This window comes from Streptomyces sp. TOM-9, assembly GCF_056858595.1.
Map to the genome: position 1 here is coordinate 4,344,078 of NZ_JBXEQB010000001.1, position 13,703 is coordinate 4,357,780.

Genomic DNA, 13,703 nt, shown 5'->3' on the forward strand with positions numbered 1-13,703 from the left:
TCACTCCCTACGCGTCGAGGTGCGGCGCCACGCCGTCGGCGAACGCCTCCATCTGGTCGAGCAGTTCCGCCGCTCCCCGGGCGCGGAACCTCACCTGGATCTGGTCCACCCCCATCGCGCCGTACTCCCGCAGCGACTCGGCCAGCGCCTGCGGCTTCCCGGTCAGCGTGCGCCGCCCCACCGGCCACCCCGGCTCGCCGACGTACAGCGGCTCCGCGATCACCCCGACGGTGATCGGCGTCCCGCCGCGCAATTCCCGCAGCCGGGCGATCTGCCCCGGCATGGCCTTCCGGGAGTCCCCCTGGGGCAGCCAGCCGTCGCCCTTGAGCGCCGCGCGCCGCACCGCCGCGGGCGACGACCCCCCGACCCACACCGGGACCGGGCGCTGCACCGGCTCCGGCTTCTGCTCCCCCGCCGCGAAGTGCGCCCGCACCGCGTCGATCGCCTCGTCCAGCAGCGGCCCGCGCCGCTCGAAGTCCACCCCGAGGGCCTCGAACTCCTCCCGGACGTGCCCGGCCCCGACCCCGAGGATCAGCCGGCCGCCGCAGAGGTGGTCCAGCGTCGCGTACTGCTTGGCGGTCAGCAGCGGATGCCGCAGTCCGATCACCGCCACGTGGCTCAGCAGCCGCACCCGCGTCGTCACGGCGGCCAGGAAGGCCAGCGTGGCGACGGGGTCGTACCAGGTGGGGCTCATCGCGGGGGCGAGCCGGGGCGGGATGGCCACGTGGTCGCAGCACCCGATGTACGCGAAGCCGAGCCGGTCCGCCGCCCGCGCGACGTCCACCAGGTCGCCCGGCGGCGCCGCGGCCTCCCACGGCTCCGCGTAGAGGGTGCTGAGCGATTGCACCGGCAGCTGCATGCCGTAGGCGGTCTTGGTCATGCCGCCATGGTCGGACCTGACGGTCCGTCAGACAAGGGGTCGGGCCGGACCGGCACCGGCGCCGGTCAGCGCGTGGCGAACCCGTCGAAGGGCACGCCGATGCCGGACACCGACAGCCGCGGGCCGTCGGCTTCCTCCGGATGCCAGACGAAGCCCACCAGGCGGGCCTCCTCAGCCGGCGACCCCGCCCTGCCCGTGCCACAAACCGTCCGGGGTCAGCCCCAGCAGCTCGATCGCGTTGCCGCGCACGATCCGCTCGACGACGTCCGGGGCGAGGTGGCCCATCTGGGCCTCGCCGACCTCACGGGACTTGGGCCAGGTCGAGTCGGAGTGCGGGTAGTCGGTCTCGTACAGGACGTTGCCGACGCCGATCGCGTCGATGTTGCGCAGACCCACCGCGTCGTCGAAGAAGCACCCGTATACGTGCTCCCGGAACAGCTCCGAGGGCGGCCGCAGCACCTTGTCGGCCACGCCGCCCCAGCCCCGGTTCTCCTCCCAGACGACGTCGGCGCGCTCCAGGATGTACGGGATCCAGCCGATCTGGCCCTCCGCGTACATGATCCGCAAGGAGGGGAAGCGGTCGAAGATCCCCGACATCAGCCAGTCGACCATGGAGAAGCAGCAGTTGGCGAAGGTGATCGTGGAGCCGACCGCGGGCGGCGCGTCGGCGGAGGTGGACGGCATGCGCGAGGAGGAGCCGATGTGCATCGCGATGACGGTGCCGGTCTCGTCACAGGCCCGCAGGAAGGGGTCCCACGCGTCGGTGTGGACGGACGGCAGCCCCAGGTGCGGCGGGATCTCGGAGAAGCAGACGGCCCGCACCCCGCGCTCGGCGTTGCGGCGCACCTCCGCTGCGGCCAGCTCCGCGTCCCACAACGGGATGAGGGTGAGCGGGATCAGCCGGCCCCCGGCCTGCGGGCCGCACCACTCCTCGACCATCCAGTCGTTGTAGGCCCGCACGCACAGCAACCCCAGTTCCCGGTCCTTCGCCTCGGTGAACGTCTGACCGCAGAACCGCGGGAAGGTGGGGAAGCAGAGGGCGGACTGCACGTGGTTGACGTCCATGTCCGCCAGCCGCTCGGGGACGCTGTACGAGCCGGGGCGCATCTGCTCGTAGGTGATCGCCTCCAGCCGCACCTCGTCCCTGCTGTACCCGACGGCGGTGTCCAGCCGGGTCAGGGGACGCCGCAGGTCCTCGTACACCCACCAGTCGGCGACGGGCCCCTCGTCACCCGGCTCACCCATGCGCGGGGCGAACCTGCCCCCGACGAAGGTCATCGACTTCAGGGGCGCGCGCACGATGCGCGGCGCGCTGTCCCGGTACGCCGACGGGAGCCGGTCCCGCCAGACGCCGGGGGGCTCGACCGTGTGGTCGTCCACCGAAATGATCCTCGGGAAGGTCTCCATGAGCCCACGGTAGCGCGAATCTGACGGACCGTCAGTAGCTGTTGGGGCGGCCCGTCTTTGTGTGCGGCGCCGCGTTTGTTGCGCGCGGCTCCGCCGGATGGCCGGGGTGCCCCTCACGGCCCGTTGTTGTGTGCGGGTTGTTTGCGCCTGCGGCGGGCATCCCCCACCACCCGCCCTCCCCCCGGCCGAAGGCTGGGGGAGGGCGGGAGGGCGGGAAAACCGCCCGCCGCAGGCGCAACGCACTCGCGCACGACAACGAACCGCAACCACAACGGCACCGCACCCCGGGTCACGCCACCCCGCCGCCCGGCACAAGCAGAAGCATGCGCCACACCGCGTCCTCCAACCCGTGCACGGAGGCGATCCACCCCAGGCTGTCCTCCGGGGTCCCCCGGCCCGCCGCGACCGCCAGCTCACCCACCGCGTCCGCGAGGTCGCCGTGCCGCAGCGGGGGCTCCATGCGGCCCCCGCCCAGCCCGTCTGCGACGTACCGCTCGTAGCCGGGCGCCGTGCGCAGGACGCCGACCGGACGCCACTCCTGCGCCAGGCGGTCGACCGGCTCGCCGCCGACCCGGCGCCCGTCGGCCTCCACGACCTGGGTGCGCGAGCGGTCCACCGAGAGCGCGGTCCACGCGTCGGCACCGGTGAGCACCATCGAGGGGCGGCAGCGGTCGACGGCCTCCGCGACCGTCGCCGCCCCGTCCGGGCCGCCGTCGACCAGCGGCACCGCCGCCATCCCGGCGTACAGGCAGCCGTAGAACGCCCCGGCGAGGTCCGCGCCCTGCGGATAGGCGAGCAGCACCCGGCTGCCCGGCGGCACCAGCCGTCCCAGCCGCGCCGCGACCGCGCGGGCACGCCGGTCCAGCGCGGCGAAGTCGCAGTCGTACGGCGCGTACGGTCGCCCCTCCGGATGCCGGACGGCCCGGCGGCGCAAGGCGGGACCGGGCAACCGGTACACCGACGGCGCCGGCGCACCGCCGCTGCGGCTCCGCGGTCCGCTCACGGCCTGCGGCACACAACGCGAGCACATGGGCGGCTCTCCACCTCCCCGGACGGAACACCCGTCAGACCGACGGCATATGCCCGCACTTCACATGAAACTGGACCGAACATTCCCCGCTACTCCCTGGAACGCCCCTCCCGAAAGCCACCCATAGGTGACCGCGTACAGGTTGAGGCGGCAAACTGGCACAAGCGGCGGAACCGATCGGGATGGTCCCGCCGTCCGTGAAGACTGTTCCGGCTCGTGATGAACGATCGATATACGCGCTCGTCGCGAAGGTACGGCGGCACCTGGGGGCAGGCATGGCAAGCGGTAAGGACCAAGGCGGAGCGCTGCGCTTCGCGGTCCTCGGCCCGGTGCGGGCCTGGCGCGGCACGGAGCCGATCTCCGCCGGGTCGCCACAGCAGAAGGCACTGCTCGGCGCGCTGCTGCTGCGCGGCGGCCGCACGGCCACCGCGCAGGAACTGCTGGACGCCGTCTGGGGCGAGGACCCACCGCCCACCGCGCTCGCGGCGCTACGCAGTTACGCCTTCCGCCTCCGCAAGGCCCTCGGCGCCGACGCCCTGGCCACCGTCGACGGCGGCTACGTGCTGCACCCGGGCGACGGCTTCGACCTGTTCCTCGCCGAACGGCACCAGGCCGCGGCCGAGAAGGCCCGCGCGGCGGGCGACCTGGCCACCGCCCGCGAGGAACTGCGCGGCGCGCTGGCCCTCTTCGACGGCGAGCCCCTGGCCGGGCTCCCCGGCCCGTACGCCGAGACCCAGCGCACCCGCCTGCTGGAATGGCGGCTGCAGCTCACCGAGACCTGCCTCGACCTGGACCTGCAGGCCGGCTGCCACGCCGAGGTCGTCTCCGAACTCACCGTCCTGTCCGCGGAGCACCCGCTGCGCGAACGCCCGCGTGCCCTGCTGATGCTCGCCCTGTACCGCAGCGGGCGGCAGGCCGAGGCGCTGGGCGTCTACGCCGACACCCGCCGTCTCCTCGACGACGAGCTGGGCGTCGACCCGGGCGCGGAGCTCGCCGAGCTGCACCAGCGCGTGCTGGAGGCCGACCCGTCGCTGCTGCCGCCGCCCGTCCCGCAGGCCGAGGCCGTCGCGGAGCCGGTGCGTCCGGCCCAGCTGCCCGCCACCGTGGCCGACTTCACGGGCCGCGTCGCCTTCGTCCGCGAGCTCGGCGAGCGCCTGGCCGCGTCCTCGGCGGAGGGCGGCGTCATGTCGGTCTCCGCCGTCGCCGGCATCGGCGGAGTCGGCAAGACGACCCTCGCCGTCCACGTCGCCCACGCCGTCGCGGGCACCTTCCCCGACGGCCAGCTCTACGTCGACCTCCAGGGCACCGCCGCGCGGCCCGCCGAACCCGAGACGGTGCTCGCCTCCTTCCTGCGCTCCCTCGGTGTCACCGACTCCGCGATACCCGAGTCCCTCGCCGACCGCGCGGCGCTCTACCGCTCCACCCTCGCGGGCCGCCGGATCCTGACCCTGCTGGACAACGCCCACGACGCCGCCCAGGTCCGCCACCTCCTGCCGGGCACCCCCGGCTGCGCCGCGCTGATCACCAGCCGGGCCCGCATGGTCGACCTGGCCGGTGCGCATCTGGTCGATCTCGACGTCATGAGCCCGGAAGAGGCGCTGCTGCTCTTCACCCGCATCGTCGGGGAGGAACGCGTCGCCGCCGAACGCCAGGCCGCCCTCGACGTCGTCGCCGCCTGCGGCTTCCTGCCGCTCGCCATCCGCATCGCCGCCTCTCGCCTGGCCACCCGCCGCACCTGGACGGTCTCCTTCCTCGCCCGCAAGCTCAGCGACGAACGGCGCCGCCTGGACGAACTCAAGGCCGGCGACCTCGCCGTCAAGGCCACCTTCGAACTCGGCTACGGCCAGCTCACCGCGCAGCAGGCCCGTGCCTTCCGCCTGCTGGCCCTCGCCGACGGCCCGGACATCTCGTTGGAGGCGGCGGCGGCCGTCCTCGACCTGGACGTCTACGACGCCGAGGAACTGCTCGAGACGCTGGTCGACATCAGCCTGATCGAGTCCGCCGCACCCGCCCGCTACCGCTACCACGACCTGGTCCGCCTGTACGCCCGCGACTGCGCCGAGCGCCACGAAGGGGACGACGCCCGCTGCGCGGCGGTGTCCCGGCTGCTGGACTTCTACCTCGCGTCGGCGATGTGCGCCTACGAGCTGGAGAACCCCGGCGACCGCCTGCTCGCGCACCTGGCCCCCGTGGGCCGCGCCGGAATGCCCTTCGGCTCCCGCGAGGAGGGCCTGGACTGGCTGTTCACCGAGGCGCCCAGTCTCCTCGCCGCCGTCCGGCAGGCTGCCGCCGGCGGTTGCGAGGGCCCGATGCGGCGGGCCGTCGACCTGCTGCTCGTGAGCCAGGACCTGATGGAGTCCGGGATCTACGCGCGCCAATACGAGCACGCGACGCGCTCCCTCGTCGCGACGGCCGACGCCTGCGGCGAGCCGCTCGTGGAGGGCCGGGCCCGCGTGCTGCTGGGCCAGCAGTACGTCCTGGCCGGACGACTGGAGGAGGCCGACCGGGAGGCCGAACGCAGCCTCGCGCTCGGGCGTGCCGTCGACGACCCTCTGACCAGCAGTTACGCCCCCAACCTGCGCGGGATGGTCGCCCTCGCGTCGCGGCGCTTCCAGGACTGCGCTGACCATCATTCCCAGGCCCTGGAGGCCTTCGTGGCCGACGGCAACCGCCATGGCGGCGCCGCCGCGCTGAGCAACCTGTCACGCGCCCAGATCGAACTCGGGGACGTCTCTGCCGCCGTGGCCTCGGCGGGGCAGGCCCTGTCGATCTACCGCGAGCTGCGGGCCGGGTTCCGTCTCGGCAACGGCCTGTACGCGTTCGCCATCGCGCTGACGGCGGCCGGTCGCCGCGAGGAGGCCCTGGCGTCGCTCTCCGAGGCGCTCCCCGTCTTCAGAGCGGCGCGACAGCAGTTCTGGGAGGCCATGTGCCTCTTCCGTATGGCGGAGGTGCATCTGTCCTCCGGTGCCCACCGTCAATCGGCCTCGCTGGCCGAGCAGTCGCTGAACGCGCTGCGCGATCTGGGGGGCGAGCTCTATCACGCAAAGGTGCTCACCGTCCTCGGGCGCGCGCTCGCCGAGGTGGGCCAGGTGGACCGTGCCCGCGCCTGCTGGCGGGACGCCCTGGCGTCCTTCGTCGCGCTGGGCTCCCCCGACGCCGCCGAGGTCCGGCTCCTGCTCCACGGTCCGGCCGCCCCGGCGATCGCCGTGTAGCGGTTCCGCACCACGCAACACCGCTGATACAGGACATCAACAGTTCCGTTTATCGGTTGATTATCGAGGCCTGCCACGATTCCATCACTGCAAGAGCTGCCCGCCTGGTAGCGCACGGGGGTCGTTGCCAGGCGGGCTTCGTATCGGCCCAGTCCCACCACAAGGGGAGGCACCATGAGCGAGACGGCACCCGAGTCCGGCTCCACCGTCGAGGAAGAGCCGGAAGTCGTCGAGACCGAGGAGATCGAGGAGCCCAAGGTCAAGGGCGACGACACCACGGTCAAGCCTGACAACTGGCACTCGCCCTGACCGGTGCCTGATCGGCGGACGGCCGGCCCGAGGGGGCACGGGGGACAGCACCACCACGGGGGAAGCAGCGCGGCCTGAGGGCGCACCAAGGGGGGAGCGCCTCAAGGAGCGGGGGACGGCACAAGGGATCCATGGACCGACTGCGGCGCGGAGGGGGCGCCGCAGTCGGTCTTTGTCATGCCCCGGATCGCGCCGAAGTCCACCGGCCGGGCTCCTCGCCGCCGCGGACGGCGCGGACAACCGGCACCAGACGATCGTCTCGCCCGACGACTTCCACACCCCCCTGACATCCGGGCACGCTCCTCATCGTCCCCGTCCCCGCAACTGCGTCTTGAGCACCTTCCCGCTCGCGTTGCGCGGCAGTTCCGCCAGGAACTCGACCTCGCGCGGCACCTTGTAGTTGGCCATCTCCCGCCGGGACCAGGCGATCAGGTCGTCCGCGGTGACCACGGCACCGTCCCGCCGCACGACGTACGCGCGGCCGACCTCGCCGAGCCGCGGGTCGGGGACGCCCACCACCGCCGCCTCCACCACGTCGGGGTGGCGGGCGAGCGCCTGCTCGATCTCCGCGGGGTACGCGTTGAACCCGCCGACGATGAACATGTCCTTGATGCGGTCGGTGATGCGCAGGTTGCCGTCGGCGTCCATCACGCCCACGTCCCCCGTGTGCAGCCAGCCGTCCGCGTCGACGGCCTCGGCCGTGGCCCCGGGGTCCTCCCAGTAGCCGGACATGACGTGGTAGCCGCGCACCAGGACCTCGCCGGGACGGCCCGGCCCCTCGGAGAGCACCCGCACCTCCGTGTCGGGGATGGCCCGCCCGGAGGTCGCGGCCACCACCTCCGCGGGGTCGCCGCGCCGGCACATCGTCACGGTGCCGCTCGCCTCCGTCAGCCCGTAGGCGGTCAGCACCGTGGCGATCTTCAGCTCGCTGCGCAGCCGTTCCACCAGTTGCAGCGGGATCACGGACGCGCCCGTCACGACCAGCCGCAGCGAGCTCAGGTCGTGCTGGGCCCGTTCGGGGTGGTCGAGGATCGACTGGTGGAGGGTGGGCGGCCCCGGCAGCACGGTGACGCGCTCAGCGGCGATGTTGGCCAGGACGGTGCCCACGTCGAACACCGGCTGCGGGATCATCGTCGCGCCGCGCATCAGGCACGCGATGATCCCGGCCTTGTAGCCGAAGGTGTGGAAGAACGGGTTGACGATCAGGTAGCGGTCGCCCTCCTCCAGCCCGGCCAGGTCCGCCCAGACGTCGTAGACGCGCAGGGTCTGGGCGTGGGTGACGACCGCGCCCTTGGGGTGGCCGGTCGTCCCGGAGGTGAAGGTGATGTCCGAGGGCGCGGAGCCGTCGATCGCGTCGGAACGGGCCCGTACCGCCGCACCGGTGACGGGGTCGCCCGCGGCCAGGAAGTCCTTCCAGCGCCGGTAGCCGTGGCCTTGCGGCGCCGCGTCGGAGAGGACGACGACCTGTTCCAGGTCCGGCAGCGGGTGCTCCTGCGTCGCGCGCCGCAGCGAGGCGACGTAGGAGGTGCCGAGGAAGGTGCCCGTGACGAAGACCAGCTTGGCGCGGGTGCGGCGCAGCACGTAGGCCGCCTCCGCGCCCTTGAAGCGGGTGTTGAGCGGGACGAGCACCCCGCCGGCGGTGACCGAGCCCAGGGCGGCGGTGATCCAGTCGAGCGTGTTGGGCGCCCAGACGGCGACCCGGTCCCCCGGGGCGATCCCGGAGGCGACGGCCGCCGCGGCGGCGCGCTCGACCCTGGCACCGAGCTCCGCGTAGGTGACGCGGGTCCGGCCGTCCACGACCGCCTCGCGCTCCCCCCAGCGTCGCGCGGCCTCCCGCACGAGCCGTGGGACGCTGCCCCACTCCAGGTCACCGCGCATGCGCCGAGCACCTCCCCATGAGCTGACTATCCGTCAGATTAGCGATAGCCTGACGGAATGTCAGCATTGAAGGACGCCACCGCGATCGTCGGCATAGGTGCGACCCCCTTCGCCAAGCACCTCCCCGAGTCGGAGAAGGCCCTCGCCTGCCGCGCCATCCTGGCGGCCCTCGACGACGCCGGGATCGAGCCGCGCGAGGTCGACGGCCTCGCGTCGTACACGATGGAGGAGACCGACGAGGTCGAGCTGGCGAAGGCCGTCGGCCTCGGCGACCTCACCTTCTTCTCCAAGGCCGGCTTCGGCGGCGGCGGTTCCTGCGCCACCGTCGCCCACCTCGCCGCCGCCGTCGCCACCGGCCAGGCCACCGTGGGCGTCGCCTGGCGGTCCCGCAAGCGCGGCAGCGGCCCGCGCCCGTGGACGAACACCACCGTCCAACTGCCCACCCCCGCCCAGTGGACCCGGCCCTTCGGCCTGCTGCGGCCCGCCGACGAGATCGGCATGCTGACCCGCCGCTACCTGCACGAGTACGGCGCCACCCGCGACCACCTCTTCAACGTCGCCCTGGCCTGCCGCAACCGCGCCAACCAGAACCCGGCCGCGATCATGTACGAACGCCCGCTGACCCGCGAGATGTACATGACCTCGCGCTGGATCAGCGAACCGCTCTGCCTCTACGACAACTGCCTGGAGACCGACGGCGCCCTGGCCTGCGTCGTGGTCTCCGCCGACCGCGCCCGCGACGGCCGGCAGCGCCCCGTCTACGTCCACTCCGTCGCCCAGGGCCTGCCGGCCCAGCACCACGGCATGGTCAACTACTGGACCGACGACCCCCTGACGGGCCCGGCCTGGACCGCCGCCCGCCATCTGTGGAAGCACGCCGACCTCACCCCGCAGGACATCGACGTCGCCCAGATCTACGACGCCTTCACCGCCCTGGTCCCACTCTCCCTGGAGGGCTACGGCTTCTGCGCCCGCGGGGAGGGGGGCGCCTTCACCGAGGGCGGCGCCCTGGAGATCGGCGGCCGGCTGCCGCTGAACACCTCCGGGGGCGGGCTGAGCGAGGCGTACGTCCACGGCTTCAACCTCATCACCGAAGGCGTGCGGCAGTTGCGCGGCACCTCCACCGCCCAGGTGCCCGGCGCGCGGACCTGCCTGGTCACGGCGGGCGAGGGCGTCCCGACCTCCGCCCTGATCCTGAGGAGCTGACATGCTGAGCCCCGTCACCGACGACGACGGCGCCCCCTTCTGGGAGTACGCCCGCGCCGGCGAACTGCGCGTCCAGGCCTGCGCGGACTGCGGGCGGCTGCGCTTCCCGCCGCGCCCGTGCTGCCCGTACTGCCACTCCTTCGCCTGCGAGTGGCGGCCGGTGAGCGGCCGCGGACGCGTCTGGTCGTACGTCGTCCCCCATCCCCCGCTGCTGTCCGGCTACGCCGAACAGGCCCCGTACAACGTGGTCCTCGTCGAACTCGCCGAGGACCCCCGGATCCGGCTGGTGGGCAACCTGGTCACGGCACCGGACGCCCGGCTGGACTCCTTCGACCCCGCCCGCATCCGCATCGGCGCCCCCGTGAAGGCGGTCTTCCATGACGGCATCCCCCGCTGGCTTGCGCTGTGAGACGAAGGACGGCGTCGCCGTCGTCACCCTCGACCGGCCGGAACGGCACAACGCGATCGACCTCGCCACGGCCACGGGGCTGAGCGCGCTCTGGCGGGAGTTCCGCGCCGGCGACGAGGTCCGCGCCGTCGTCCTCACCGGAGCCGGCGACCGCGCCTTCTGCACCGGCCTGGACCGCGCGGTGCAGGTCCCGCAGCCGCCGTCGCCCTACGCCCTCGACGACCCGCTGCTGACAATCGGGCCCAAGGCCAACGACCTGTGGAAGCCGGTCATCGCCGCCGTCAACGGCATGGCCTGCGGCGGCGCCTTCTACCTGCTCGGCGAGTGCGAGTTCGTCATCGCCGCCGAGCACGCCACCTTCTTCGACCCACACACCAGCTACGGCATGGTCAGCGCGTACGAGGCCATCGCCATGGCGCAGCGCATGCCCTACGGCGAGGTGATGCGCATGGCCCTGATGGGCACCGCGGAGCGGATCGGCGCCCGGCGGGCCCACGAGACCGGGCTGGTCTCGGAGGTCGTGCCCGGCCCGCTGCTGCTCGACGCGGCCCTGCGCGCGGCGGCGGTCCTGGCGGCCCACCCCACCGAGGCCGTGCAGGGCACCGTCCGCGCCGTCTGGTCGGCCCACGAGGCCGCGCGGGCCCAGGCCTTCGCGCACGCGCCGCACCTCATCGCCCTCGGCAACCTCCCGCCCGAACACCAGGCCCGGCTGTTCGCGCACCGCGCCCGGGAGCACCGGGTGCGGTGACGGTGTCCCGGGCCGCGGGCGGTTCGGCGGACACCGGGTGGCCGCGCGGTACGGCCGGCGTTCATCGCGTTCCCGTGGCCGGAACGCGGTGAACGAGGGTCACCCTGACGCCCCTCGCGTGGCGCCCCGGCCTCCCGCCGCGTAAGTTGGCCGGCGGCGGCCGTCGTCAGCCCCTTCCGTGTGTGGCACGACGGCCGTCAGCCGGGCACGTCACGCGCGCCGGGTGGCCGCCTCGGTGCCCTTCACGGCGTTGAGGGCGTACACGCAGCGGTCCTTGCTGCTCGCGTAGACCACGCCTTCCGAGACGACCGGCGAACCGGTGATCTCCCCGCCGGTCTCCAGCTTCCAGCGCAACTGGCCACCGCTCGCGTCGACCGTGTAGAGGCAGTGGTCCTTCGAGCCGAAGTGCACCCGCCCGTCGGCCACCACCGGGGAGCCGACGATCTCGCCCTGCGCGGCGAAGCGCCACTTCGGGGTGCCGGAGACCGCGTCGAGCGTGTACAGCGCGCCGCCCGCGCCCAGCATCACCGAGCCGCCCGCGACGAGCACCGGCTCCACGCTCTGCCGCTGCTCCGTCGCGACCCGCCAGCGGTCGCGCCCGTCCGCCGGGTCCAGGGCGTACACGGTGCCCAGGTAGTCGGCGACGTAGACGCCGCCGCCCGTGACACCCGGTCCCGGCACGTAGGCGGGCGGCGCGAACATCACCGCGGGGGCGTCGAAGCGCCACCGCTCGGCGCCGCTGCGGGCGTCCAGCGCCAGCACGCGGTTCCCCACGGTCACGTAGACCGCGCCGTCGGCGACGACCGGACGGGTCGGCATGGCGCCGCCCTCCCCGGTCGGGTACGACCAGTGCTCCGCGCCGCTCGTCGCGTCCAGGGCGTGCAGCCGGCCGCCGCCGTGGAAGTACACGACCCCGTCCACCACGCTCGGGCCCGACTCGGGCGTCTCGAACTCCGTCTGCGCCCCGCCGCGTTCCCAGCGCAGCCGTCCGGCCGCGGCGTCCCAGACCTGCACGCCGCCGCCGCGGGTGCCGGTGACCACGGTCCCGGCGTCCGCACGGAGCGAGTAGATCCAGCCGTCCACACCGGTGCGCCAGTGCTCGGAGCCGTCCGCGGCGTCCAGCGCGTACAGGCTCGGCCCGTCGGAGCCGTGGATCCGGCCGCCCGAGACCGCCATCGTCCACGCCACGTCACGGGTCTTGAACTGCCGCCGCCCGGTGGCCACGTCCAGCGCGTGCACCTCGAAGGAGGTCACGTAGAGCCGTCCCGAGGACACGACCGGCGTGCCCCACACGTCGTTCGACATGCGGAACCGCCACGGCCGCCATTCGCCCGGCGGGACCGCGGGTGCCTGCGGGGCGCCCTGGGGCGTGCCCTGGGCGTTGCCCTGGCCCGGCACCGCCGCCGGCGGGCCCCCGGCCGCGCCGCCGCGGCCGGCCCAGCCGAGCCCGTCCCCGGCGGCGGCGGTGGCCGCGGCCTGGTTCTTGCGCTCGGCGAGCCGCATCCCGGGTCCTATCGGTGCCGAACCGGCGAGCTGCACCGGTCCGCCCGGGCCCTCGGCGGCGGCCGGAGGGCGCACCACGGGGGGCGCGGGAGGCTGTGCGGGCATCGGGGGCACGGGGGCACCCGCACCGCCGCCACCGGCCGCTCCGGCGCCCGCGCCACCGCCGGGGGCGCCAGGCCCCGCGCCGGGGCGCCCGCCACTGCGCCGTTCCTCTATCAGGCCCACCGCCGCGGGCGGCAGCCATGCGGAGGCCGTACCGGTGTCGTCACCCGCGGAGGAGAACAGATGCGGCGCCAACTGCGCCTGCAGATCCGCCGGACTCGGCCGGCGGTCCGCCTCCATGCGCATGCACGCCTCGATGAGCGGCCGCAGGTCGCCGGGCAGACCCGACAGGTCCGGGCCCTCCCGGAGCAGCATGAAGACCGTCTCCACGGGGTTCGCCCCGTGGAAGGGCGCGTGCCCGGTCGCGGCGAAGACCAGCGTCGAGCCCAGCGAGAACACGTCGCTGGAGCCGGTGACGCTGCGCGAGTCCTTGGCCTGCTCGGGCGACATGTACGCGGGCGTGCCGACGGCGACGTTCGTCATCGTCAGCCGCGTGTTGGACACCCCGCTCGCGATGCCGAAGTCGATCACCCGCGGGCCGTCCTCCACGACGAGCACGTTCGAGGGCTTCAGGTCCCGGTGGACCAGCCCCGCACCGTGGATCGACTGGAGCGCCTCCGCGACCCCGGCCGCCAGCCACCGCACGGCCTGCACGGGCAGCGGCCCGGACTCGTTGACGATCTCCTCGAGCGAGGGCGCCGGCACGAAGGCCGTCGCCAGCCAGGGCACGGCGGCCCTGGGATCGGCGTCGACGACCGCCGCCGTGTAGAAGCCGCTGACCGCGCGGGCCGCCTCCACCTCACGGGCGAAGCGCACGCGGAACAACTGGTCCTCGGCGAGCTCCGCCCGTACGGTCTTGATCGCCACGCGCCGGCCGGACGCCGAGCGGGCGAGATAGACCAGGCCCATGCCGCCGGCGCCCAGCCTGCCCAGCACCTCGAAAGGGCCGATCCGTCTCGGATCGTGCTGCGTCAGCTGCTGCACCACTGCCCTGCCACCTCCCCGTGGGTTCCCCCCAT

Annotated in this window: 10 protein-coding genes; 5 read left to right on the plus strand and 5 right to left on the minus strand. The window is 73.9% G+C overall.

Features of this window, described 5'->3' with window-relative positions; genetic code table 11:
- Positions 1-7: 7 nt before the first annotated feature.
- From AC1VWI_RS20130 to AC1VWI_RS20140, 3 genes are all read right to left on the minus strand, one after another.
- Positions 8-880, minus strand: coding sequence for a TIGR03619 family F420-dependent LLM class oxidoreductase (locus tag AC1VWI_RS20130; RefSeq protein ID WP_499512402.1), 873 nt, complete (start codon positions 878-880; stop codon positions 8-10).
- A 171-nt stretch (positions 881-1,051) separates the two neighbouring features.
- Positions 1,052-2,287: an amidohydrolase family protein gene (locus tag AC1VWI_RS20135; protein WP_499512403.1), complete on the minus strand. Its 1,236-nt coding sequence runs from the start codon at positions 2,285-2,287 to the stop codon at positions 1,052-1,054.
- A gap of 289 nt (positions 2,288-2,576) precedes the next feature.
- Positions 2,577-3,290, minus strand: a complete 714-nt coding sequence (locus tag AC1VWI_RS20140; protein WP_499512404.1) for an AMP-binding protein — start codon at positions 3,288-3,290, stop codon at positions 2,577-2,579.
- A 302-nt stretch (positions 3,291-3,592) separates the two neighbouring features.
- On the opposite strand from AC1VWI_RS20140, the gene afsR reads away from it, so the two are divergent.
- Positions 3,593-6,529, plus strand: a complete 2,937-nt coding sequence (gene afsR, locus AC1VWI_RS20145; protein ID WP_499512405.1) for an SARP-family global regulator AfsR — start codon at positions 3,593-3,595, stop codon at positions 6,527-6,529.
- A gap of 174 nt (positions 6,530-6,703) precedes the next feature.
- On the plus strand, positions 6,704-6,838 hold the full coding sequence (locus AC1VWI_RS20150; protein WP_018559962.1) for a hypothetical protein: 135 nt from the start codon (positions 6,704-6,706) through the stop codon (positions 6,836-6,838).
- A 303-nt stretch (positions 6,839-7,141) separates the two neighbouring features.
- On the opposite strand, the gene AC1VWI_RS20155 is transcribed toward AC1VWI_RS20150, so the two are convergent.
- Positions 7,142-8,716: a FadD3 family acyl-CoA ligase gene (locus tag AC1VWI_RS20155; RefSeq protein WP_499512406.1), complete on the minus strand. Its 1,575-nt coding sequence runs from the start codon at positions 8,714-8,716 to the stop codon at positions 7,142-7,144.
- Positions 8,717-8,773: 57 nt separating this feature from the next.
- Here AC1VWI_RS20155 and AC1VWI_RS20160 point away from each other — a divergent pair, with 57 nt between their 5' ends.
- Genes AC1VWI_RS20160 through AC1VWI_RS20170 form a run of 3 tightly spaced genes read left to right on the plus strand, consistent with a single transcriptional unit; the run spans position 8,774 to position 11,079 of the window.
- On the plus strand, positions 8,774-9,922 hold the full coding sequence (locus AC1VWI_RS20160) for a lipid-transfer protein (protein ID WP_499512407.1): 1,149 nt from the start codon (positions 8,774-8,776) through the stop codon (positions 9,920-9,922).
- 1 nt (position 9,923) lies between these two features.
- The gene (locus AC1VWI_RS20165; RefSeq protein ID WP_499512408.1) at positions 9,924-10,331 is read left to right on the plus strand and encodes a Zn-ribbon domain-containing OB-fold protein; all 408 of its coding nucleotides are present in this window, start codon (positions 9,924-9,926) and stop codon (positions 10,329-10,331) included.
- Complete coding sequence (locus AC1VWI_RS20170) at positions 10,300-11,079, plus strand: enoyl-CoA hydratase/isomerase family protein (protein WP_499512409.1); 780 nt, start codon at positions 10,300-10,302, stop codon at positions 11,077-11,079. Before AC1VWI_RS20165 ends, AC1VWI_RS20170 begins: the two co-directional genes overlap by 32 nt.
- A gap of 210 nt (positions 11,080-11,289) precedes the next feature.
- Here the strand turns inward: AC1VWI_RS20170 and afsK are convergent, their stop codons facing one another.
- Positions 11,290-13,671 (minus strand): protein serine/threonine kinase AfsK, encoded by a 2,382-nt coding sequence (gene afsK / locus AC1VWI_RS20175; RefSeq protein WP_499512410.1) that lies wholly within the window; start codon positions 13,669-13,671, stop codon positions 11,290-11,292.
- Positions 13,672-13,703: the final 32 nt, after the last annotated feature.